Origin of the sequence: Micromonospora sp. CB01531, assembly GCF_001905095.1 — a bacterium.
Classification (GTDB): Bacteria; Actinomycetota; Actinomycetes; order Mycobacteriales; family Micromonosporaceae; genus Micromonospora.
The window spans coordinates 204,535-226,257 of record NZ_LWLS01000002.1 but is presented as its reverse complement, the minus strand read 5'-3'; the positions used below and the strand labels follow the sequence as shown (position 1 = coordinate 226,257).

At 73.1% G+C, this 21,723-nt stretch carries 20 protein-coding genes and 1 tRNA gene; 6 read left to right on the top strand and 15 right to left on the bottom strand.

The genetic code is table 11. The annotated features are described in order from the left end of the window. Positions 1-311: 311 nt before the first annotated feature. Positions 312-2,144 carry a hypothetical protein gene (locus A6A27_RS03495; RefSeq protein ID WP_241825045.1) on the bottom strand — a complete coding sequence of 611 codons (1,833 nt, stop codon included), beginning with the start codon at positions 2,142-2,144 and terminating at the stop codon, positions 312-314. Positions 2,145-2,246: 102 nt separating this feature from the next. Between A6A27_RS03495 and A6A27_RS03490 the strand changes: the two genes are divergently transcribed. From A6A27_RS03490 to A6A27_RS03475, 4 genes are all read left to right on the top strand, one after another. After that, positions 2,247-2,330, top strand: a tRNA-Leu gene (locus A6A27_RS03490). Positions 2,331-2,436: 106 nt separating this feature from the next. Further along, positions 2,437-3,276, top strand: coding sequence for a Bax inhibitor-1/YccA family protein (locus A6A27_RS03485; RefSeq protein WP_073832880.1), 840 nt, complete (start codon positions 2,437-2,439; stop codon positions 3,274-3,276). Between the two features lie 126 nt (positions 3,277-3,402). Continuing rightward, positions 3,403-4,161, top strand: a complete 759-nt coding sequence (locus A6A27_RS03480) for a Bax inhibitor-1/YccA family protein (protein WP_073832914.1) — start codon at positions 3,403-3,405, stop codon at positions 4,159-4,161. 127 nt (positions 4,162-4,288) lie between these two features. Further along, positions 4,289-4,609 carry a hypothetical protein gene (locus tag A6A27_RS03475; RefSeq protein ID WP_073832879.1) on the top strand — a complete coding sequence of 107 codons (321 nt, stop codon included), beginning with the start codon at positions 4,289-4,291 and terminating at the stop codon, positions 4,607-4,609. Positions 4,610-4,687: 78 nt separating this feature from the next. Here A6A27_RS03475 and A6A27_RS03470 read toward each other — a convergent pair whose 3' ends face one another. From A6A27_RS03470 to A6A27_RS03455, 4 genes are all read right to left on the bottom strand, one after another. Then, entirely contained in the window at positions 4,688-6,190 is a 1,503-nt protein-coding gene (locus A6A27_RS03470) for a CYTH and CHAD domain-containing protein (RefSeq protein ID WP_073832878.1), read from the bottom strand. A gap of 34 nt (positions 6,191-6,224) precedes the next feature. Next, positions 6,225-7,487, bottom strand: a complete 1,263-nt coding sequence (locus A6A27_RS03465) for an acetyl-CoA C-acetyltransferase (RefSeq protein ID WP_073832877.1) — start codon at positions 7,485-7,487, stop codon at positions 6,225-6,227. A gap of 77 nt (positions 7,488-7,564) precedes the next feature. Further along, positions 7,565-8,362 carry an SGNH/GDSL hydrolase family protein gene (locus tag A6A27_RS03460; RefSeq protein ID WP_073832876.1) on the bottom strand — a complete coding sequence of 266 codons (798 nt, stop codon included), beginning with the start codon at positions 8,360-8,362 and terminating at the stop codon, positions 7,565-7,567. A gap of 102 nt (positions 8,363-8,464) precedes the next feature. Next, positions 8,465-9,511, bottom strand: a complete 1,047-nt coding sequence (locus A6A27_RS03455; protein ID WP_073832875.1) for an SGNH/GDSL hydrolase family protein — start codon at positions 9,509-9,511, stop codon at positions 8,465-8,467. 146 nt (positions 9,512-9,657) lie between these two features. Between A6A27_RS03455 and A6A27_RS03450 the strand changes: the two genes are divergently transcribed. Both A6A27_RS03450 and A6A27_RS03445 read left to right on the top strand, forming a co-directional pair. After that, positions 9,658-10,014 carry a YkvA family protein gene (locus A6A27_RS03450; RefSeq protein WP_073832874.1) on the top strand — a complete coding sequence of 119 codons (357 nt, stop codon included), beginning with the start codon at positions 9,658-9,660 and terminating at the stop codon, positions 10,012-10,014. Positions 10,015-10,089: 75 nt separating this feature from the next. Further along, complete coding sequence (locus A6A27_RS03445) at positions 10,090-11,460, top strand: cystathionine beta-synthase (protein WP_073832873.1); 1,371 nt, start codon at positions 10,090-10,092, stop codon at positions 11,458-11,460. Between the two features lie 46 nt (positions 11,461-11,506). Here the strand turns inward: A6A27_RS03445 and A6A27_RS03440 are convergent, their stop codons facing one another. From A6A27_RS03440 to A6A27_RS03395, 10 genes are all read right to left on the bottom strand, one after another. Then, positions 11,507-12,457 (bottom strand): S1C family serine protease, encoded by a 951-nt coding sequence (locus A6A27_RS03440; protein ID WP_073832872.1) that lies wholly within the window; start codon positions 12,455-12,457, stop codon positions 11,507-11,509. A 107-nt stretch (positions 12,458-12,564) separates the two neighbouring features. After that, complete coding sequence (locus A6A27_RS03435) at positions 12,565-13,074, bottom strand: GNAT family N-acetyltransferase (protein WP_073832871.1); 510 nt, start codon at positions 13,072-13,074, stop codon at positions 12,565-12,567. After that, a complete protein-coding gene (locus tag A6A27_RS03430; RefSeq protein WP_073832913.1) occupies positions 13,071-14,000 on the bottom strand; it encodes a ribonuclease Z in 930 nt (309 codons plus the stop codon). Before A6A27_RS03430 ends, A6A27_RS03435 begins: the two co-directional genes overlap by 4 nt. A gap of 337 nt (positions 14,001-14,337) precedes the next feature. Further along, a complete protein-coding gene (locus A6A27_RS03425) occupies positions 14,338-15,513 on the bottom strand; it encodes an osmoprotectant NAGGN system M42 family peptidase (protein ID WP_073832870.1) in 1,176 nt (391 codons plus the stop codon). Beyond that, entirely contained in the window at positions 15,510-17,333 is a 1,824-nt protein-coding gene (gene ngg / locus A6A27_RS03420; protein ID WP_073832869.1) for an N-acetylglutaminylglutamine synthetase, read from the bottom strand. The genes A6A27_RS03425 and ngg overlap by 4 nt, the downstream gene beginning before the upstream one ends. Positions 17,334-17,335: 2 nt before the next feature. Continuing rightward, a complete protein-coding gene (locus A6A27_RS03415) occupies positions 17,336-19,120 on the bottom strand; it encodes an N-acetylglutaminylglutamine amidotransferase (protein ID WP_073832868.1) in 1,785 nt (594 codons plus the stop codon). Between the two features lie 294 nt (positions 19,121-19,414). Next, a complete protein-coding gene (msrA, locus tag A6A27_RS03410; protein ID WP_073832867.1) occupies positions 19,415-20,077 on the bottom strand; it encodes a peptide-methionine (S)-S-oxide reductase MsrA in 663 nt (220 codons plus the stop codon). Positions 20,078-20,153: 76 nt separating this feature from the next. Beyond that, positions 20,154-20,567 carry an HIT family protein gene (locus A6A27_RS03405; protein WP_073832866.1) on the bottom strand — a complete coding sequence of 138 codons (414 nt, stop codon included), beginning with the start codon at positions 20,565-20,567 and terminating at the stop codon, positions 20,154-20,156. Between the two features lie 76 nt (positions 20,568-20,643). Continuing rightward, positions 20,644-21,336 carry a nucleotidyl transferase AbiEii/AbiGii toxin family protein gene (locus A6A27_RS03400; protein WP_158073934.1) on the bottom strand — a complete coding sequence of 231 codons (693 nt, stop codon included), beginning with the start codon at positions 21,334-21,336 and terminating at the stop codon, positions 20,644-20,646. A gap of 2 nt (positions 21,337-21,338) precedes the next feature. Then, positions 21,339-21,665 carry a hypothetical protein gene (locus tag A6A27_RS03395; RefSeq protein ID WP_073832865.1) on the bottom strand — a complete coding sequence of 109 codons (327 nt, stop codon included), beginning with the start codon at positions 21,663-21,665 and terminating at the stop codon, positions 21,339-21,341. Positions 21,666-21,723 lie beyond the last annotated feature (58 nt).

The window sequence follows — 21,723 nt, the reverse complement described above, 5'->3', positions numbered from 1 at the left end:
CTGACCTGGTCGCCCAGCACTGGAACAGCTGACAACACCGATAGCAGCAACCGACCGCTGGCCGGCACCCGAACAAGGGGTGCCGGCCAGCGGCGTTTCCACATCCGTCGGGCGCCTGCTCGGAGATCGCGACCGCGCCCCGCCCTCCAGACGTACCGGAGAAAGCCAGTGACGGACGGGCGGCGAAGGCGCACGACGGGGCTGGGGGCGAGGGTGACCGGCGCAGGGATCAAGCCTGACCGCCCGGAGCCGGTCACCCTCGCCCTCAGCCCGCAACAGCAACCACCTCACAACAGCAACCAGAGCCGCGGTCAGAACCGCCAGGTCCAGGCGTCGGCGACCCGGGTGCCCGGGCCGTAGAGCTGCTCCAGGGTCTTGCGCAGGGTCTCCGCGTGCGGCGCGTCGTCGGTCAGTGCCACGCAGGAGGCGCCCCAGAACTGGACGTCCCGGGCCGCCTGCCGGCGTTGCTCGTCGCCGACCGCGGCGGGCACCCCCCGCTTCGCGACGTCGGCGAGCAGGGCTGAGGTGGGGCGCTTGTAGGTGCCCATGGCCGCCGAGCCGTCCCGGCCGTACGAGCCGATGAAGAAGCCTTCGGGCATACCGAACGCCGCGTCGGCGGCGGTGGCCCAGCGCATCGGCCACGGATCTGCCGGGGTGGCGGCGGGCACCGGGACCAGCACCCCACCGGGCCGTACGCACTGCCGCCAGTGACCGGCCGTGACGAACTCGGGCAGCGCCGGCCGGTCGGCGGTGGGCAGCGGGGTGGGGAAGACGGTGAGCAGGGCCGCGCCGACGGCCAGCGGCACCAGCCGCCGGGCCCGGCCGGATGCCGCCAGCGCCCGGTCCATCGCGAGGGTCAGCACGGTCCCGACCAGCGGCAGCACCGCCAGGGCGAACCGCATCGGCAGCGCGCCGTCCACCACGGGCACCCCGGCCAGCAGGGCGTACGGGGCGGGCAGCCCGGTCCGTTCGCCGGCGACGATGACCTCGGGACCGAGCGACAGCGCCCCCATGACCAGCGCGCCGGCGACGCAGGCGACCACCAGCGGGCGCCGGCCCAGCCAGAGCGCACAGGCGGCGGTGACCAGCAGCAGCGGCCAGCCGAGGAAGGTGTTGTACTCGGCCGGCCCGGTGGTCAGGCGGGACGCATCCGCGCTGCCCAGCACGGACTGTGGGGAGAGGGTCGACCAGCTGGCCAGGTCGGCGGAGAAGTAGTCCGGGCTGAACATGCCGTCGGCGACGCCCTGCGGCCCGGCGAACTGGTACCACAACGGGTATGCCAGCAGGAGGAGCGCCAGACCGGTGGCGACCATCATTCCCCCGCCGAACGACGGCAGCGCCCGGCGCAGCAGGGCCCGGTCGGTCAGCCCGTATGCCAGCGTCATCACCAGCAGGGTGACCGCGGTGAGGAAGAGCACTTCCTCGCCGATGAAGAGCTGGGCGGTGACCGCCGCGGCCAGCCCGACTGCCGAGCTGGCCAGCCGCCAGCGGTCGGGTCCGGCCGGGCGGCCGGCCGGGTCGGCGGCCCGGAGCAGCCGGATGACCAGCCAGACGATCACCGGAACCAGCCACTGGGCGGTCATGTGCAGGTGCCCGTTGCTCTGCGAGACCATGCCTGGCCCGAAGCCGCACAGTGCGGCGCCGAGTCCGGCGGCGAGCCGCCGGGCCCGCAGCGTCCGGGTGAAGAGCAGGTACCAGGCGACCGCCGTGCCGGCCAGGTTGCCGGCGGCCAGCAGGGCGAAGGTGACCGGTGCCCCGAACGCCCAGGTGATCGGGGCGAGGAGCACCCCGAGCGCGATGACCGTGGTGTTGGCCATCAGGTTGACCCCGTCGGGGGCGTTGAGCCGGTCGGTGAGCAGGCTGAAGTCGCCGAGCAGGGCGCGTGAGTCGACGGCCAGGAACCACTCGTAGAGGGTCTGGTCCGCCGCGTTGAGCGCGAGCACCCGCTGCCCCGGGGCCGGCCACAGCCCGTGGGTGAGCCAGCCGGCGAGCAGGGTGAAGAGCAGCCCGGCGAGCAGGTCCGCGCGGTGCCGGTCCGCGGTGGCCAGCAGGCGGGCCGTCCGGGTCGGGCGGGGGGCTGTCGGGTCGAGGCGGAGCGTCTGGTCGCGCTCGGGTCCGGGGGCGGTGCGGGCGGCGCTGGTCACGGCCTCGACCATAGCGGCGGGGGCCCACGGGGTACGCCAGGTGGCGCCGTAGCGGCTACGGTGAGATCTGCACCGCCGCGTGTCGGCGCGCCGGTGTCACCTGCCCGGGTGGTGGAACGGCAGACACGGCCGCCTTAAAAGCGGCTGCCGCAAGGCGTGCGGGTTCGAGCCCCGCCCCGGGCACCAGACTCTCAGCTTTCCCACAGCTTCACTCCCGGCGCGGGGGTGCGCGCCACGTTTACCCTGGAGAGGCACGTTCACGTGCATCGACCCCCTGAGGGAGGCCTGAGAAGTGAAGACCTCGAACCCGGTGCTCGCCCGGCTCGGCCAGGCGGCCGAGCGTGAGCGGGCGGCCGGGTACGCCCAGCCCGGGCCGTACGGTCAGCCCGGATACCCGCAGCAGTACCAGCCGCAGCCGCAGCAGTACCCGACCCCCGGGTACGGCTACCCGGCGGCCGCGCCCACCGTGACCCCCATGACCCTGGACGACGTCGTCGTCAAGACGGTCATGCTGCTCGGCATCCTCGGCGTCTCCGCCGCGGCCGCCTGGGCGCTCGTCCCGGACGCCCTGGTCGGCGTCGCCTGGATCGGTGCCGCGGTCGTCGGTCTGGTGCTCGGTATGATCATCTCGTTCTCGCGGATGGCCAACCCGGCGCTGGTGGTGGCCTACTCGATCGTCGAGGGCGTCTTCGTCGGCATGGTCAGCAAGGCGTTCGAGTCGCTCTACAACGGCATCGTGCTCCAGGCCGTGGTGGCGACCTTCGGCGTGTTCTTCCTGATGGCGATGCTCTACAAGGCGCGGGTCATCCGGGCCACCCCGAAGTTCACCCGGATCATGATCGCGGTCATCGGTGGCCTCTTCGCGGTCATGCTGATCAACCTGGTGCTCGCGCTCTTCGGCGTGCACACCGGCCTGCGCGACAGCGGCCCGCTGGGCATCGGCTTCAGCCTGGTCTGCATCGTGGTCGCCTCGTTGAGCTTCGTCCTCAACTTCGCCCAGATCGAAGACGGCGTGCGGATGGGGCTCCCGCAGCGCTACGCCTGGACCGCCGCGTTCGGCATCGTGGTCGGCCTGGTCTGGCTCTACCTGGAGGTGCTGCGCCTGCTCAGCTACTTCCAGGGCGACGACTGACGGTCCCGCCGCCCGACCTGCGACGCCCGCCTGCCGCGACCGCGGCGGCGGGCGTCCTCGTTTTCCCGCCGCCGCCGGATCACCGGGGGCAGAGTGGGAGCGGGGTACGTCGGCGAGGAGGTCGCGGTGCGGAGTGCCAATCCGGTGCTGACCCGACTGGACGACGTCGGCCGGACCGAGCGCCAGGTGCTCGGTGTCGGGGCCGCCGAGACGATGACCGTGGCCGACGTGGTCAGCCGGACGGTCGGTCTGCTGGTGCTCACCGGCGTCACGGCGGTCGCCACCTGGGTGGTCGTACCGCCGGCGATCTGGATCTCGGCGGCGCTCGTCGGCAGTTCCCTGGCCAGCCTGGCGCTGGTGCTGGTCATCTCCCTCAGGCAGATCACCAGCCCGCCGGTCATCGCCGCGTACGCGGTGCTCCAGGGGCTGCTGCTCGGGGTGGCGAGCCGGGCCTTCGAGATGGTGTATCCGGGGATCGTGGCCCAGGCGGTGATCGGCACCCTCGGCGTCTTCCTCGGGATGGCCCTGCTCTATCGGGCCCGGGTGGTCCGGGCCACCCCACGGCTGGCCCGGCTGGTCGTCGGTGTGCTCCTCGGGATTGTGGCGCTCGGGCTGGTCAACCTGGTCGCGTACCTGCTCACCGGGCGGCAGGCCCTGGAGGCGTACAACCTCACCGGCCAGGTCGGCTGGCTGCCGTGGGTCTTCTCGGTGGTGGCGATCATCGCCGGGGCGTTCAGCTTCATCCTCGACTTCGATCTGGTCGAGCGGTCGGTCCGAGCCGGACTGCCCCGCCGGTACGCCTGGTTCTGCGCGTTCGGGCTGCTGGTCGGGTTGATCTTCCTGTACTGGCAGATCCTCCGCCTGCTCAGCTACGCCCGGCGCTGACCGTTCGACAACTCCAGCTCGGCTGGCGGCCATAATTCGGCCTCCGCGCCGATAGGCGGCGCTCCGGCCGAATGAAGGCCGGTCTGCCGCCGCGCCGCGACCTGGAGCCGTCGTAGACTCGGCCGCGATGAGCGCAGCGGAACTGGACCGGGCGGTGGAGCTGCTGGTCCGACAGGTCGGGCACTGGCAGCAGCCGCGCTGGTCGGCGGTGGCCGCGGGCGGCAACGTGTCGCGGGCCGACCTGGTGCACAAGCTGGTGCAGGAGATCGCCAACCTGGCGGCGGACGCGGAGGGCGAGCCGCGCCGGGAGGTGCCCCGGCTCGGTAACGACCTGGTCCTGCCCGACCAGCTCCGGGTGGTCGCCGCCGACCTGGTGGCGGCCGGTCCACCGGAGTCGGTGCTGGCCGAGGCCGTCGCCGCGGTGGCCGGCACCCGTTCCGCGTTGTAGCCGCGGCAGCGCGGGATCGGGGCGTGCCCAGGAGCCGAAGCACTCCCGGATCAGCCGGGCGCCCGGTCACCGCTGCCGTCAGCCGGTCCGCGTGAGCCAGCGCCGGACCTTCCGCCGCCGGGCCCGGTCCCGCACCCGCAGCAGACCCGGCAGTTCGCGGTCGGCCGCCGCGGCCTGCCGGGCGTGCAGGACACCGTACGTGAAGGTGTTCTCCCCGGCGGCGTACGCCCGCAGCGCCTGGCGGCGCAGCACCTCGCGGGTGACCGTCGAGTCCTGGTGCGCGCCGAGCAGGTCCTGCAGGGCCTTGAGCCGTGCCACCAGTCGGGCGGCGGGCTTCCCGGCGGCCGGCTCGCGCACCTCGACCGCGTAACGGGCCGCCTTGGCCGCCTTGCGCGCCTCGTGCAGGGCGATGTCGGCGGTCCCGCCGGCCCGGTGCCCGGCGGCCAGGGCCCGGTCCAGGCGCTCGTCCGCCCGGCGCACCGCGCGGCGGACCCGGCGGGCCACCCAGCGGGCGTCCACCGCCCGGGCGGGCGGCCCCTCCAACAGCGCGTCCAGCCGGCGCAGCAGCTCGGCGTACCGGCCGGAGTCGAGCGCCGTGCGTAGCTCGTCGAGCGCCGTGGCCAGGTCGGCGGCGAACCGCTCGGCGATCCGCGCCGCGACCGGGCCGAGCACCAGCTCGTCCGGCTCCGCGTGGACGGCGTCGGCGAGCCGGGTGGCCATCACCTGGGTGTCCCGGACCGGCCCGAGCTGCCCGCCCAGCCAGCGCAGCTCGCCGCGCACCAACTCGCTCTCCCGCCGGTCCCACAGCCCGCGGAACGTACGCAGGGTGGAGCGGAGCCGGCGGACGGCGACCCGCATGTCGTGCACCGCATCCTCGTCGCCGCTCCGCGCGCCCGGGTGGTTGCCGATCAGGGCGTCGCGCTGGGCGGCGGCGTAGTCGAGCACCGGCGCCGCGCCGGGATCGGCGGGCGCCGGCCGGGCGGCCGCGAGCCGGCTGGCGAGCGCCCGGTGCGACTTGGACACGGGCACCGGCCGGGCCCCGGCCTCACGCAGCCGCGCCTCCACCGCGTCGAGCAGGGCCTCGTCGCCGTCGACCAGCTCGACCTCGATCTCGTGCCACGCCTGCCGCTCGCCGCCGACCAGGTCGTGGGCCTCGACGCGGTCCTCGGCCACCTCGGCCAAGGTCCGGCCGGCCGGGTCGAGGAGGCGGCGTTCCCGGCGGCGGGTGACGATCCGGGCGGCCGGGGCGACCGGCCGGCCCCGGGACGCGGCCCGGAAGAGCGCGACCAACTCGGGCGGCGGGTCGCCGTCATCCGGCCCGGCGGGGAACTGGTACTCGGTCCGGGGGCCGCCGGTGGCCCCGACCTTGAGGTGCCAGCCCGCGTCGTGCCCGCCGGTACGCCGTCGCAGCGCGAAGCCGCTCCGGGCCAGCCGCAGGTCGGTGGTGTCCAGGTAGACGGCGTCCAGGTCGAGGGCGGTGGCGTCGGACATCGCCGTGACGCCACCGCACCCCGTCAGGTCCGGCAGCCGGAATGCCTCGTCCCCGGAGTACTTGCGCTCGCGTTCCACGACCATCGCCATGGTGCCTCCGCTACCCGGGTCCGTCTCCGTCGAATCAGCTCAGCCGTTCGAGCACCATGGCCATGCCCTGGCCGCCGCCGACACACATGGTCTCCAGACCGATGGTCCGGTCGTGCCACTCCAGGGCGTTGAGCAGGGTGCCGGTGATCCGGGCCCCGGTCATGCCGAACGGGTGCCCGACGGCGATCGCGCCGCCCATGACGTTCAGCTTCTCCTCCGGGATGCCGAGCTGCCGGTACGACGGGATCACCTGCGCGGCGAACGCCTCGTTGATCTCGACGAGGTCGACGTCGTCGATGGTCATGCCGGCCCGCTTGAGCGCCTGCTTCGACGCCTCGACCGGGCCGAGTCCCATGATCTCCGGGGAGAGCGCGGTGACGCCGGTGGAGACGATCCGGGCCAGCGGGGTGAGGCCGAGGTCCCGCGCCCGCTGGGCGCTCATCACGATCACGGCGGCGGCACCGTCGTTGAGCGGGCAGCAGTTGCCGGCGGTGATCCGGCCGTCCGGACGGAAGACCGGCTTCAGGCCGGCGACACCGGCCAGGGTCACGCCCGGCCGCGGGCCGTCGTCGGCGCTCACCACGGTGCCGTCCGGGGTGGTCACCGGGGTGATCTCACGCGCCCAGAAGCCGTCCGCGATCGCCTTCTCGGCCAGGTTCTGGCTGCGGACGCCGAAGGCGTCCATGTCCTCGCGGGTGATGTCGTAGACCTGGGCGAGGTTCTCCGCGGTCTGCCCCATCGCCAGGTAGATGTCGGGGAGTCGATCGGCCTCGCGCGGGTCGGTCCACACCTCGGCGCCACCCTGGGCGCGGACCGCGGACCGCTCGCGCGCCGCCGCGAAGCGGGGGTTCTCCCAACCGCCGCCGACCAGCGCCCGCGCCTCCGGCGGCAGGGTGTCCGAGTTGCCCCGGGCGTACCGGGAGACGGTCTCGACGCCGGCGGAGATGAAGACGTCACCCTCGCCGGCCCGGATCGCGTGCATGGCCATCCGGGTGGTCTGCAGTGAGGAGGCGCAGTATCGGGTCAGCGTGGCGCCGGGCAGGCCGTCCAGGTCAAGCAGGGTGGCGACCACCCGGGCCATGTTGAAGCCCTGCTCGCCCCCGGGCAGGCCGCAGCCCAGATAGAGGTCGTCGATCGTGGTGGGGTCGAGCGCGGGTACCTTGTCGAGGGCGGCCTGGACGATGGTGGCGGCCAGATCGTCCGGGCGGACGTCCCGCAGGGAACCCTTGAACGCGCGACCGATGGGGGACCGGGCGGTGGCGACGATGACGGCGTCGCGGGGCGACTCAATCGGCATGAACCAACGTTAACCCGCGAGTAACTTGCGGCGGAAGCTGGCCGCCGGGCGGGAAATGTCACGCCCGGCGGGCCCGGTCAGTGGTGCCGGGAGGCGACCGCCGCGGCCGCCTCGACTGCGGGGAGCAGGGCGTGCGCCCAGACCCGGTAGCCGTCGGCGGAGGGGTGGAAGCCGTCGTGGCAGAGCGTCCCCGCGTCCGCCCGGAACACCGGGCCGGTCTCGGTGCCCAGGTCGACGACGCTGCCCCCGGCATCCAGCACGGCCGACAGTTGGGCGCGGGCGAGCCGCCGCCCGGACCAGGCGAGCACGTGCCGGAGCGGGGACGCGACCGCGCGGACCGCGCCGAGGTCCGGGCAGGTGCCCACCACCACCTCGACGTGCGCCTCGCGCAGCCGGCGTACCGCCGAGCTCAGGTACGCGGCCGCGTCCGCCGGGCGGACCATCGCGGTCGCGTCGTTGGCCCCGATCAGGATCACCGCCACGTCGGGGCGTTCACCGAGCAGCGCCCGGGCCACCTGGGTGGCCAGGTCGGTGGAGCGGGACCCGGAGACGCCCACGCTGGACAGGTGTACCCGCCGGCCGGTCGGCCCCTCCGCCAGCAGGTGGGCGAGCTGGCCGCCGATGGTCTCCTCGAAGCGCTCCACCCCGACGCCGAGCGCCGACGAGTCGCCGAGCAGCACCAGCCGCAGCGGCGGCGCGTCCGCCCGGCCGACCGTGGCGCGCAGCGCGAGGCTCAGCTCGGGCTGCGCGTACTGGCGGCTGCGGGCGGCGATGGCCTGGCCGGCGAGGATCGCCGCCCCACCAACCGTGCCGGCGACCAGGGAGAGGGCCGCGGCCCGACCCAGCCGGACCACGAACTCGTTACGACCCGTCATGACGACACCTCCCCAGGGCCGACGGCGCACAGGCCGGTCGGCTCGCGAGCCGTGCTCATGTCACGCTCGCGTTGTGCCTGATGATGCCCCCACTGGGCCCGCTCATGCCAGTCCCTCCAGGGTCGGTGACTCGGCGTGGTCACCGGAGTGCGGCACCGCGCCGACGCCGAAGAAGGCACGCCGCCGAAGCTGCGCCCAGCGCCCGCCGGGCCCGTGGTCGCGCCCCCGGACCTGGGTGCCGCTGACCTCGGTGCCCGCGTGCCGGGCCGCCTCGTGGGCCGCCTCCGGGAGCGACCGTACGCCTTCGCGGCCGGGCAGCGGAGGCCGGCGGTCCTGACCGGCGCCGAGCGCGGAGAGCAGGGTGGGCAGCATCGCCGCCGCGGCGACCGCGTACCCCTCGGCGGACGGATGGAACCGGTCCCAGGCGAACATCCGGGCCGGCTCGGCGGCGAACCGGGGACCGAGCAGGTCGCCGAGGGAGACCGTCCGGCCGCCGGCCTCGACCACCGCCACCGTCTGCGCGGCGGCGAGCTGGCGGCTCCAGCGGCGGGCCAGCCAGCGCAGCGGCGGCTGGATCGGCTGGATCGCCCCCAGGTCGGGGCAGGTGCCGACGACCACCTCGCAGCCGGCCGCGCGCAGCGTGAGGACCGCGTCGACCAGGTAGCGCACCGCCACCGACGGTGGAGTGCGGTTGGTGACGTCGTTGCCGCCGATCAGGATGACCGCGATGTCCGGCTCGACCTCCAGGGCCGACTCGACCTGCGGCTTCAGCCCGGCCGACAGGGCGCCCACCACGGCGAACCGGTGCAGCCGGACCGGCCGGTGCAGCCGGCGGGACAGCCCGGTAGCCAGCAGCGCACCCGGGGTCTCCCGGCGGCGGTGCACGCCGTAGCCGGCGGCCGAGGAGTCGCCCAGGATCACCATGGTGACGGGCGGGCCGGGAAGCTTCGCGCCGTAGACCCCGTCGCAGCGGGGCGGGGGTGCCTCGGCCATCGGGATGGTGCGCCGGGCCTGCCGGGCCTGACCGAGCAGCACCCCGCCCGTCGCGACGGTGGCCGCCACGGTGGCGCCCGTGCCGATCGCCGCCAGGCGGGCGATCTGCCGGGCTCGCCGCCAGCCGGCTGGTACGGCGGAACCAGCTTCCCCCATGAACCGACACTATCGCGCCGTTTCGACACCCGCTCTCCGCGATCGTGCGGCTGACGGAGCACGGTTCCGGGTACCTGTTTCCGGGAGCGTGGTGCTCTTGCGCCGGGGCCGCACTCTGGTCGGGCGAGCGGAAAGGGGCGACAAACATGGGTAGGACGTTGAAGCGGAGCGCGGCCTTCGCCGCGCTGGCCCGGGCGCTGGCGAGCGGGTCGCGGGGCGGTCCCTCGCTCGGTGCCCGGCTGGCGGCGCTGCCCCGGATGATCCGGGCCACCGCCAAGGGGCAGTACGACGGCGGTCTGCGGCTGGCTCTGATGGCCGCGGCCACGGCCTACGTGGTCTCGCCGATCGACCTGCTGCCGGAGATCCCGCTGGCGGTCCTCGGCCTGGCCGACGACGCGGTGATGGTCACCTGGCTGGCCGGCAGCGTGCTCGCCGAGACCGAGCGGTTCCTGGAGTGGGAGGCGCGGCAGAGCTCCGTCATCCCGGGACGTCTGGTGCCCTGATGGCACGTACCCTGGGCGACGAATGAACGTCTGCTCGGCCGCCGACGCCGGCGCCGCAACGAAGGGCACAACGAGGTGCAGTACTACGACAACGTCGTCGACCTGATCGGCAACACCCCGCTGGTCCGCCTGCGCAACGTCACCGAGGGCATCCAGGCGACCGTGCTCGCGAAGGTGGAGTACGTCAATCCGGGCGGCTCGGTCAAGGACCGGATCGCGCTGCGGATGGTGGAGGATGCCGAGAAGGCGGGCCTGCTCAAGCCCGGTGGCACCATCGTCGAGCCGACCAGCGGCAACACCGGCGTCGGGCTGGCCCTGGTGGCCCAGCTCAAGGGTTACAAGTGCGTGTTCGTCTGCCCGGACAAGGTCAGCCAGGACAAGCAGGACGTGCTGCGCGCGTACGGTGCCGAGGTGGTGGTCTGCCCGACCGCGGTGGCGCCGGAGGACCCACGTTCCTACTACAACGTCTCCGACCGGCTGGCCCGGGAGATCCCTGGCGCGTGGAAGCCCAACCAGTACAGCAACCCGGCCAACCCCCGCTCGCACTACGAGACCACCGGCCCGGAGATCTGGCAGCAGACCGAGGGGCGGATCACCCACTTCGTCGCGGGCGTCGGCACCGGCGGCACCATCTCCGGCATCGGCCGCTACCTCAAGGAGGCCTCCGAGGGGCGGGTCAAGGTCGTCGGCGCGGACCCGGAGGGTTCGGTCTACTCCGGCGGCACCGGCCGGCCGTACCTGGTCGAGGGCGTCGGTGAGGACTTCTGGCCGGAGACGTACGACCGGAACATCGCCGACGAGATCGTCGAGGTTTCCGACAAGGAATCCTTCGAGATGACCCGGCGGCTGGCCCGGGAGGAGGGCCTGCTGGTCGGCGGCTCCTGCGGCATGGCCGTGGTGGGTGCCCTGGAGGTGGCCCGCAAGGCCGGCCCGGACGACGTGGTCGTGGTGCTGCTGCCGGACGGCGGCCGGGGCTACCTGTCGAAGATCTTCAACGACAACTGGATGGCCCGGTACGGCTTCCTGGACAACTCGGGCGCCGAGCCGACGGTCGCCGACGCGCTCGCCAGCAAGCCGGGCGGGCTGCCCGAACTGGTGCACGTCCACCCGACCGAGACGGTCCGCGACGCCATCGACTACATGCGCGAGTACGGCGTCTCCCAGCTCCCGGTGCTCAAGGCCGAGCCGCCGGTGGTCACCGGCGAGGTGGCCGGCTCGATCGCCGAGAAGGACCTGCTCGACGCGCTCTTCACCGGCCAGGCCCACCTGCACGACACGATCGAGCGGCACATGGCCGCGCCGCTGCCGATGATCGGCGGCGGGCAGCCGGTGAGCGAGGCGGTCGGGCTGCTGGAGAAGGCCGACGCCGCCCTGGTGCTGGTCGACGGCAAGCCCAAGGGCGTGCTGACCCGGCAGGACCTGCTCGCCCACCTCGGCGCGCGCTGAGTCCACCGACGAGGGCCGTTCCCGCCGGGGAGCGGCCCTCGTCGCGTCAGCGGCTCAGCTCCGTTGGCACGGCCACCACGTCGACGAGGGCGCCCCGGCGCAGCACGGTGACCGGCAGCCGGGTGCCGATGGCCGGGCCGAGCATCAGCCGCTGCAGGCCCTGCCCGTCCTGCACGGGCCGGCCGCTGGCGGCGAGGATCACGTCGCCCAGGTAGATCCCGGCCACCCCGGCCGGGCTGCCCGGCACCACCTCCACCACGCGCAGCCCGCGTCGCTGCCCGGTCCGGGCGACGACCTCCGGCGGCAGCGGCACCGGCACACCGGCGACCCCCAGCCAGGCCCGGCGTACCCGGCCGTCGGCGGTCAGGTCGGCGATGATCTGTCGGGTGGTGGCGTTGATCGGCACGGCGAGGCCGAGGCCGTACCCGGCGACTGCCGTGTTCACTCCGACCACCCGGCCGGTGGAGTCGGCCAACGCCCCGCCGGAGTTTCCCGGGTTCAGCGCCGCGTCGGTCTGGATGACGTCCTCGATCAGCCGGGTGACCCGCCCGTCCCGGGCCGGCAGCGAGCGGCCCAGCCCGGAGACCACCCCGGCGGTGACCGAGCCGGCCAGCCCCAGCGGGTTGCCGACCGCGACCACGAGCTGGCCGATCCGTAGGCGGTCCGCGTCGCCCAGCTCCACCGGCGGCACGGTCGTCTCCTCTGCCCGCAGCACGGCCAGGTCGGACAGCGGGTCGGCGCCGACGACCTGGAACCTGGTTTCGACGCCGTCGCTGAAGGCGGCCGAGCCGTTACGGGCGCCCTGCACCACGTGCGCGCTGGTGAGCAGCAGTCCGTCGGGGCCGATCACCACGGCGGAGCCGGCGCCCGCGCCGCGCGCGGTCCGCACCGACAGGGCGGCCACGCTGGGCAGCACCCGCGCGGCCACGCCGGTCACCACCCGGGAGTACGCGTCGAGCGCGGCGTCCTCCGCCCGCTCGGTGTGCTCGGTGTCCATGCCGGTGCCAACGCGCCCGCGCCGACGCCCATGCCCCGATCCGCTCAGAGCGAACGGCGTGCCGTTGGTCCGGAAGAGGTCTTCCTAGGCCGGGCGGGACGGGACCCTCAGATTTCGCGTGCGTAGCGGAGCTGGGAAACGATGGCGGGGCCGATCCGGTCGTCGCGGCGGGCGCCGGTGGCGGTCCAGCCGCCGCGCTCGTAGAACCGGCGGGCGGCCGTGTTCCGCTCCAGCACCCAGAGCACGGCCCGGACCCAGCCGTGCGCCCGCATCGCGCCGAGGGCGTCGACCATCAGCGCCCGCCCGGTGCCGCGGCCCCGCTCGTCGGGCTCGAGGTGGATCGCGTTGAGCAGTCCGGTGGCGGGATCGTCCTCGTCGTCCGGGCCCAGGTAGCTGAAGCCGACGCGCTGGCCGTCGCGCTCGGCGACCGTCATCCGGTGGTCGTCCCGCTCCCACCGCCAGCGCTCGACCCAGTACCGGCCCATCGCCTCCGGCGTCGGCTCGGCCAGCGCCGCCGCCGGCAGAAACGACCCGTATGCCGCCACCCGGGAGCGCTGGTGCAGGGCGCCGACCGCCATCAGGTCGTCCTCGGTGGCGGGGCGCAGGGCGACAGTCACCCGGCCGAGGCTACCCGCCGGGGTGGCACCGGCACGGTCATCAGGTCCTCGGCGATCACCAGCTCCCCGGTGAAGTGCGCGCGGGCCTCGTCGGAGAACCGGCGGGGATCGGCGTACCGCTGGGAGAAGTGGGTGAGCACGAGGGTGCGTACCCCGGACTCGGCCGCCACCCGTGCGGCCTGCGCCGCCGTCAGGTGGCCGACCTCGGCGGCGAGGGCGGCCTCCGATTCCAGGAACGTCGCCTCGATGACCAGCAGGTCGGCGTGCTCGGCCAGGGCCCACACCCCGTCGCAGAGCCCGGTGTCCATCACGAAGGCGAACCGCTGGCCGGGGCGGGTCACGCTCACCTCGTCCCGGGTGACGCGGCGTCCGGCCAGGTCCAGGTGGCCGACGCGGAGCAACTCGCCGACCGCCGGGCCGGCGACGCCGTACGCGGCCAGCTTCTCCGGCAGCATCCGGCAGCCGTCCGGCTCGATGAGCCGGTAGCCGTACGTCTCGATCGGGTGCTGCAGCCGGCGTGCCTCCAGCGTGCCGATGTCCAGGCTGATCCGCTGCCCGTCGACCTCGATCGGCTCCACGGTCAGCTCGGCCGCCTCGTAGAAGCTCGACGCGTGGTGCAGCCGGTGGAAGTACTCAATGCCACCGGCCGGGAAGGTCACGGCCACCGGGTGCGGCACCCGGTCCAGGGAGAGCCGTTGGATCACGCCGGGCAGGCCCAGGCAGTGGTCGCCATGGAAGTGGGTGACGCAGATCCGGGTGAGGTCGGTGGCCGAGATCCCGGTGTGCAGCATCTGCCGCTGGCTGCCCTCGCCCGGGTCGAAGAGGAGCACCTCGTCGTCCCAGCGCAGCAGGTAGCCGTTGTGGTTGCGCTGTCGGGTGGGGGCCTGGCTGGCCGTACCGAGCACCGCCAGCTCACGCATGGACACCGCAACCCCCTGGAGCATGAAGCGACCCCCGGGGCTTCCGCGCTCGCGCGCGGGCCGGCTGGACTGGGCCGGCACCCCGGGGGTCGGGTGGCTGTCGTGGATTCGCCGCACCGCTGCCACACGGTCTCGACGATGGTGCCTGTGCCCGCCTCGCGGCGGACGGGATTTCCTGTCGAGGACAGCGGCTAGCGGACAGCCACCTCACGAGTCCGATTGCTATACAAAGCTGGACCACCTCCTTTCCCGTGTACCGCCACGCTATCCACTTCCCGGCGACCCCGGCAACGGATTTCGATCACAGGCCCGACATCGAGCGCAGCTCGAGCCCGGAGCGCGATCAGTCCAGGCCGATCGGGCCCTCGCGGGGGCCTTCCTCCGAGGCCGGCTGGACGGCCAGCGACGGGAAGTCGGCCAGGTCGCCCTCCGGCTCGGCGTCCCACTCGGGGAAGACCAGTGGGTTCTGCAGGTAGAGGCAGATCAGCTGGGTCAGGTGGCGCAGCCCGTCGAGGTGGGTGCGTTCGTGCCCGTGGGTGGCGTCCACGCCGAAGCCGAGCAGCGCCACGCGGGCGTGCGCGCCGGCCTCGACCGCGGCCGCCACGTCCGACCGGTAGTAGTCGAAGACGTCCCGGACCAGGTCGACGCCGTGCTCCCGGGCGATCGACGCCAGGTTGCGGGTGAGGTGGTAGTCGAACGGACCCACCCCGTCGCCCATGGCCAGGGTGGCCGCGTCCTCCCGGGACTGCTGCCCCGGGGCGACCACCGCCGCGTCCACCGAGACGATCTCCGCCACGTCCGGGTCGAGGCCATGGCTGGCCCCGTGCCCGATCTCCTCGGTGACCGTGACCAGCAGGTGCGCGGTCACCGCCGGGGTGACGCCCGCGTCGACCATCGCCTTGAATGCGGTCAGCACCGCGGCCACGCCGGCCTTGTCGTCCAGGTGCCGGGACTTGACGTACCCGCCCGGGGTGATTGTCGGGTGGGCCAGCAGCGCGACGAAGTCGCCCGCGTCGACGCCGAGGGCCCGCAGGCCGGCGGCGTCGGCGACCGGCTCGTCAACCCGCACCTCGACCAGTTCCCAGCCGACGCCCTGCAGGTCGACCGCCTCGTTGTAGCGGTGCCCGCTGGCCTTCAGCGGCAGCACCTGGCCGGTGATCACCCGGTCCAGGTCGTCGGTGAAGATCCGGACCTGGGCGCCCTCGGCGAACCGGGCACTGTGCGTGCCGATCGGCTTCAGCTCCAGCCGGCCGTTCTCCTTGAGCCCCTTCACCATGCCGCCGATGGTGTCGGTGTGCACCACGATCGCGCGGTCGGCGCCGGTGGCCCGGGGGCCGGGGAGGCTGGCGCTGAGCGCCCCGCGCCGGGTCAGCGTGGAGCTGATGCCGAGCGCGGACAGCCGTTCCCCGACGTACTGCTGGATGTGGTCGGTACGCCCCGACGGGCTGGGGATCTCCAGCAGCTCGACCAGCACCTGGCGCAGGTAGTCGAGGTCCAGCTCCAGGGGCTTCGGGCTCACGCGGCGCCTCCGGTTCCGGCCGGGGACCAGAGCCGCTGCGGTGCCCGGGTGCCGGGGAAGAGCAGGTCGACGAAGCGCTCGGCGGTCGGCTGCGGCTCGTGGTTGGCCAGGCCGGGCCGCTCGTTCGCCTCGATGAACACGTGCTCCGGCCGGTCCGGGGCGGGCACCAGCAGGTCCAGCCCGGTCACCGGGATGTCCAGCGCCCGGCTGGCCGCCACGCACGCCTCGGCGATCTCCGGGTGCAGCTCCGCGGTGACGTCGTGGATGGTGCCGCCGGTGTGCAGGTTGGCGGTCCGGCGGACGGCGAGCACCTGCCCCTCGGGGAGCACGTCGTGCATCCGGTGGCCCGCCTCGGCCACCACCTCACGGGTCATGTCGTCGATCGGGATCCGCGACTCGCCCCCGGTGGCGGCGGCCCGCCGCCGGCTCTGCCGCTCGATCAGCTCAGTGACGTCGTGCAGCCCGTCGCCGGTGATCTGGGCGGGCCGGCGTACGGCGGCGGCCACCACCTCGTGGTCGATGACGATCACCCGCAGGTCGTCACCCTCGCGCAGCTCCTCGATCAGCACGTCCGGGCAGAACCGCCGGGCCAGCGTGACCGCCGCGGCCAGCGCCTCGGGCGTACGCACCCCGACGGTGATGCCGTTGCCCTGCTCGCCCCGGGCCGGCTTGACCACCACCGGGCCGACGTCCGCCAGGAAGGCCAGGTCGTCGGCGTCGCCGGTGGCGGTCCGGCCCCGTGGCACGGAGAGCCCCGTCTGCGTGAGGATCCGCCGGGTGACCCGCTTGTCGTCGCAGCGGCTCATCGCCACCGCCGAGGTCAGCTCGGACAGCGACTCCCGGGTATGTACGGTCCGGCCGCCGCTGGTCAGCCTCAGCTCACCCCAGTGCGGGTCGGTGACCTCCACCCGGATGCCGCGCCGCATCGCCTCGTCGGCGACGATCTTCGCGTACGGGTTGAGTCCGTCGTACCCCTCAGGCGTGGCGGGCAGGAAGAGCCGCTCGTTGATCGGGTTCTTCCGCTTCACGCAGAGCGTCCCGGTGCGGTGGAAGCCCAGCCGCTCGTAGAGCCGGATCGCCCCGGAGTTCTCGGCCAGCACCGAGAGGTCCACGAACGCCCGGCCCCGCTCGTCGAGCCGGTCGGCCAGCGCGGTGAGCAGGGCCTGCCCGGTGCCGGGCGGCGCGGTGTTGAAGTCCACGGTCAGGCACCAGAGGCTGGCGCCCCGCTCCGGGTCGGCGAAGACCGCGACGTGGTCCACCCCGGTGATGGTGCCGACCACCTCGCCGGTGGCCGCCTCGGCGACGAGGTGCAGGAACCGGTCGCTGGCGGCGTTGTCGACCAGCACCTCGACCGGGGCGGTGACCATGCCGTTGCTGGCGTAGATGCGGTTCACCGCGTCGGCGTCGTCGGCGTCGCGCAGCGGCCGGATGGTCAGGCCGGAGACCTCGCCGGCCGCGGTGGCGGCCGGCCGGCGCTCGCCCAGCGGCAGCCGGTAGGTCAGCGACGGGTCGATGAACAGCTCGTCCGGCAGCCGGGAGACCAGCACGTGCGGATCCCGCAGGTAGATGCAGATGTCCCGGGCGCCGACAGCCTCGGAGCGCAGCACGTCGGCAACGGCAACCTGCTCGCCGAACGTCTGCCCGAAGACCAGCCGGCCCCAGCCGCAGTCCAGGACCACCCCGTCCGAGTCGGCGTCGGGACGTGGCTCGGGTGCGCCGGGGGCCACCGGGTCGCCGCCCGGGCCCACGCGTTCCCGGCGGCGACCCAGCATCCGTTCCCGGTCGGTACGGGCCGTGCCGGTGGCGAGGGTGTCCGTCACGGTCAGTCGATTCCGTGGCTCTGGAGCCACATTTCCAGGAGTCCGAGTTGCCACAGCTTGTTTCCGTTCAACGGGGTCAGTTCGGCGTTCGGGTCGGCGAGCAGTGCGTCGACGTACTCCGCGCGGAACAGGTCGCGGCGGCGGGCCTCGGGGGCGGTGAGGGCGTCGCGTACCCGGTCGAGGAGCTTGCCCTCGAGATGGGTGAGGCCCGGCACCGGGAAGTAGCCCTTCGGCCGGTCGATGACCGCGTGGGGGAGGAGCCGCCGGCCGATCTCCTTGAGTACGCCCTTGCCGCCCTGGGCCAGCTTCAGCTCCGGCGGGCAGCTCGCGGCGAGCGCCACGAACTCGTGGTCGAGGAACGGCACCCGGGCCTCCAGCCCGTGCGCCATGGTCATGTTGTCCACCCGCTTCACCGGGTCGTCGGTCAGCATGACCTGGGTGTCGATCCGCAGGCCGGCGTCGACCGCGGTCTGCGCGCCGGGCCGGGTGAGATGCGTGGCGACGAACTCGCGCGCCGGATCGCCGCCGACCAGCCGCGCCGGGTTGAGCACCCGGGCCAGGCCGGCCGCGTCGCGGTCGAAGAACGCCCTCGCGTACGTCTCGAGTGCCCGCTCGCGGTCGATCCCGGCGAGCGGCGGGTACCAGTGGTAGCCACCCAGGATCTCGTCCGCGCCCTGGCCGGACTGGACCACCTTGACGTGCCGGGCCACCTCCTGGCTGAGCAGCCAGAACGCTACGCAGTCGTGGCTGACCATGGGTTCGCTCATCGCCGCGACGGCCGCCTCCAGCGGCGGCAGCAGGTCGCCGGTGGGCACCCGGATCTGGTGGTGGTCGGTGGCGAAGGTCTTGGCGACCAGGTCGGAGTAGACGAACTCGTCGCCGTCCCGGCCGCCGACCGCGTCGAAGCCGATCGAGAAGGTGGCCAGGCCGGACTGCCCCTCCCCGGCCAGGAGCGCGACGACCAGGCTGGAGTCCAGGCCGCCGGAGAGCAGCACGCCCACCGGCACGTCGGCCACCATCCGCCGGCGGACGGCGGTGGTCAGCGACTCCAGCAGCGCGTCCTGCCAGTCCCGTGCGGACCAGCCGGCCCGCTCGGCGGCCCGGGTGAAGGACGGATCCCAGTAGACCCGCTCGTGGCGGGAGCCGTCCGGCTCGTACACCCGGACGGTGGCCGGGGGAAGCTTGGTGACGCCGCGCAGGATGGTCCGCGGCGGCGGCACGATGCTGTGGAAGCTCAGGTAGTGGGCCAGCGCCACCGGGTCGATCGAGGTGTCGACGCCGCCGCCGGCCAGCAACGCCGGCAGGGTGCTGGCGAAGCGGACCAGGCCCGGGGCCTCGGTCAGGTAGAGCGGCTTGATGCCGAGGCGGTCCCGGGCCAGGATCAGCCGTCCGGTGTCCCGCTCGCTGATCGCCACGGCGAACATGCCGATCAGGTGGTCGACGAAGTCGAGCCCCCACTCGGCGTACGCCTTGACCACGACCTCGCTGTCGCCGGAGGAGAAGAAGCGGTGTCCCTTGGCCTGCAGCTCCGCGCGCAGCTCGCGGTAGTTGTAGATGCAGCCGTTGAAGACGCCGGTGAGACCGGCGGCCGAGTCGACCAGGGGCTGGCCGCTCGCTGAGGAGAGGTCGATGATCTTCAGGCGCCGGTGTCCCAGGGCGATGGGGCCCTGTGACCACACCCCGCTGTCGTCCGGTCCTCGGTCACTCATGGTGGCCGCCATCCGCTCCACGGCCGTCACATCGGCGCGTGAACCGTCATGGCGGAACTCCCCAGCCAGTCCGCACATGCCGGCCCATGCTGCCAGAGGACGTTGCGATCCGCCGGTTGAGCTGATGACGACCGGGCGACGCATTGCTATTATTCGCGCCCGCGCCTCCTGCTTCCGATGACGGTTGCTGAACGTGACGCGGGCAGTTGGCTTCTGCGTCGGTGCTGCCGGTATGGCAGGATTCGCCGGGCTCGCTTATGTGACGAATGTCCCAGTGGCGGAAACGGGCTGGCGGCGTGGACGGCGATCGATGCCACTCGGACCGCCGACCGGCCGCCACGCGCGTGGCGGCCGGTGGTACGACGGGACTGGTCAGCCGGCCGTGCGGGCCACGCCCACCGGGCAGCTCAGCCCGTTCGGGCCGTGGTTGCAGTACCCGTTCGGGTTCTTGGTCGGTGCCAGGTACTGCTGGTGGTAGTCCTCGGCGAAGTAGTAGGCGCCGAGCCGGGCGATCTTCGTGGTGATCTCGCCCTTGCCGGCCCGCGCCACGATCGGCGCGAACGCGTCCCGGGACGCCTGCGCGGTGGCGAGCTGGTCGTCGGTGGTGGCGTAGATCGCCGAGCGGTACTGCGTACCGACGTCATTGCCCTGGCGCATGCCCTGGGTCGGGTCGTGGTTCTCCCAGAAGACCTTGAGCAGGTCCTCGTAGCTGATCCGGCTGGGGTCGTAGACCACCTGGACCACCTCCGCGTGCCCGGTCATCCCCGAGCAGACCTCCTCATACGTCGGGTTCGGCGTGTAGCCGCCCGCGTAACCGGCCGACGTGGTGATCACGCCCGGCAGGGTCCAGAACAGCCGCTCGGCACCCCAGAAACAACCCATCCCGAACACGGCGATCTGCGCGCCCTCCGGGAAGGGCCCCTTCAGCGAGGACGGCAGCACCTCGTGCCGGTCGGCGATCGGCATCGCGATCGCGCGGCCCGGCAGGGCCTGGTCGGGAGAGATCATCTCGGCCTTCATGCGGCGAAGGAACACGGTGGGACTCCTCTCTTGGCTTTCCCAGCCTGTGCAACACCGCCGGTCCACGCTTCCTTACCCGCCCGGGGCGAGGTCAGGCCAGCGCGGCGGCGATCCGGTCGGCGTACCCCCGGGCCTCCGCGTCGTCGGTGTAGCGGGTCCGCGGCCAGAAGAAGCCGCGCAGCCCGTCGCCCTTCGTTCGGGGCACGACATGGGTGTGCAGGTGCGGGACGGACTGGGACACCTTGTTGTTGACCGCCACAAACGTCCCACCGGACCCCAGACCGGTCTCCACCGCCACGATGAGCCGCTGCACCAGCCGGAAGTAGCCCGGGATCGCCTCGGCCGGCAACGTGTCGAGGGTGACCAGGTGGGTGCGCGGCACCACCAGCACGTGGCCCTTGAAGACGGGCCGGGTGTCCAGGAAGGCCACCCCGTCCGGCTCGTCGGTCACGGTGAACGCCGGCACCTCGCCGGCCACGATCCCGCAGAACACGCACCCGCTCACCGGGCCAGGCTATGTGCCCCGATGGCACCGCCGCCCACCGGGAGGCCGTGTCAGTCCCAGCTCTCTCCGTCAGGCGTCAGGGCGAGCCGAGGTAGCTGTCCCATTCGCTGTCTGCAACACCTGTCGGCCCGGCCTCCCCGCTGGCCAGACGTGCCCTGATGTTGTCCTCCCACCGTGCTGCCCAGGCCCGCAACTCGCGGATGTGGCCGTCGGAGAGCCGGTAGGACGCGAAGGTGTGGTCATCCAGCTCGTCAACAGCACCAAGTCGGTCGGCCAGTTCCTCCAGGGAGAATCCGACGGTGTGCCGCGCGCCCAGTGCCTCCAGCTCGGTCCAGCTCAGTCGCTCGTTGGCGGCGTGGATGTCGACGTAGTCACGGTGAGCCGCTCGGTCGTGCAGAGCTCTGACTTTCAAGCCGATCGCGTCGTCCAAGGCGAGTACCGGTCCGATGCCCAGGGCTGCCGGCGGCCCGATCGCCTCCTTCAACAGGTCCACCTCGCACGCCGTCGTCTCGCCGGACACCAGCAGCCGGGCCATCCGGCTGCCTGCCTCGATGATTCGGCAACTGAACCCGGCGGCAACGTACGCGTCTGCGAGTCGAGCTGCCACGATCGGTAGCGGTAGCGCGGTGGCAGTGGCGAAGTCGATGTCTCTGGACGGCCGGCTGAGCAACTGGTGTGCTGACAGTGCATACCCACCCGCGAGCACGAGACCGAGATCGTCGCCGGCGGCGAAGCCGATACGCAGCAACCGTCGATGCGTATCGTCCACGATCAGGTGGCTAATTCGGGCAGTCGCTTCTCCCACAGGGCGATCAGCCGACTAGCGGTGAGTCGCCTGATCCGCGGCCAGTCACGGCGCAGCAGCGGTCCGTTGACGTACCGCATGATGTCCTCTCGTTGGCCGCAGTCCATCAGCGTCCGATACAGGGTCAGCCGCTGGCGCGAATCGGTCACGTCGAACTCGCTCAGGCCCGACCAGGCAAGCCGTACCGGCAGACTGACCCGGCCATGATCGGGACCGGTCAGCGCCGACAGTGAGTCCGGGATCCGGTCGGCTGCCCCGGTCAGCCGGGACGGCAGCGGTGCATTCGACGTCACCGAGTCAGTATGGCCTGTTCCACCGACACCACGACCGGTGTGACCCGCGGCGGGGTTC

What these genes read in the sequence shown, in the direction of transcription:
- A6A27_RS03475 (WP_073832879.1), top strand. Translation starts at nt 4,289, where the DNA reads ATGAGCGCAGCGGAACTGGACCGGGCGGTGGAGCTGCTGGTCCGACAG.
- A6A27_RS03470 (WP_073832878.1), bottom strand. Translation starts at nt 6,190, where the DNA reads ATGGCGATGGTCGTGGAACGCGAGCGCAAGTACTCCGGGGACGAGGCA.
- A6A27_RS03465 (WP_073832877.1), bottom strand. Translation starts at nt 7,487, where the DNA reads ATGCCGATTGAGTCGCCCCGCGACGCCGTCATCGTCGCCACCGCCCGG.
- A6A27_RS03460 (WP_073832876.1), bottom strand. Translation starts at nt 8,362, where the DNA reads ATGACGGGTCGTAACGAGTTCGTGGTCCGGCTGGGTCGGGCCGCGGCC.
- A6A27_RS03455 (WP_073832875.1), bottom strand. Translation starts at nt 9,511, where the DNA reads ATGGGGGAAGCTGGTTCCGCCGTACCAGCCGGCTGGCGGCGAGCCCGG.
- A6A27_RS03450 (WP_073832874.1), top strand. Translation starts at nt 9,658, where the DNA reads ATGGGTAGGACGTTGAAGCGGAGCGCGGCCTTCGCCGCGCTGGCCCGG.
- A6A27_RS03440 (WP_073832872.1), bottom strand. Translation starts at nt 12,457, where the DNA reads ATGGACACCGAGCACACCGAGCGGGCGGAGGACGCCGCGCTCGACGCG.
- A6A27_RS03415 (WP_073832868.1), bottom strand. Translation starts at nt 19,120, where the DNA reads ATGTGCGGACTGGCTGGGGAGTTCCGCCATGACGGTTCACGCGCCGAT.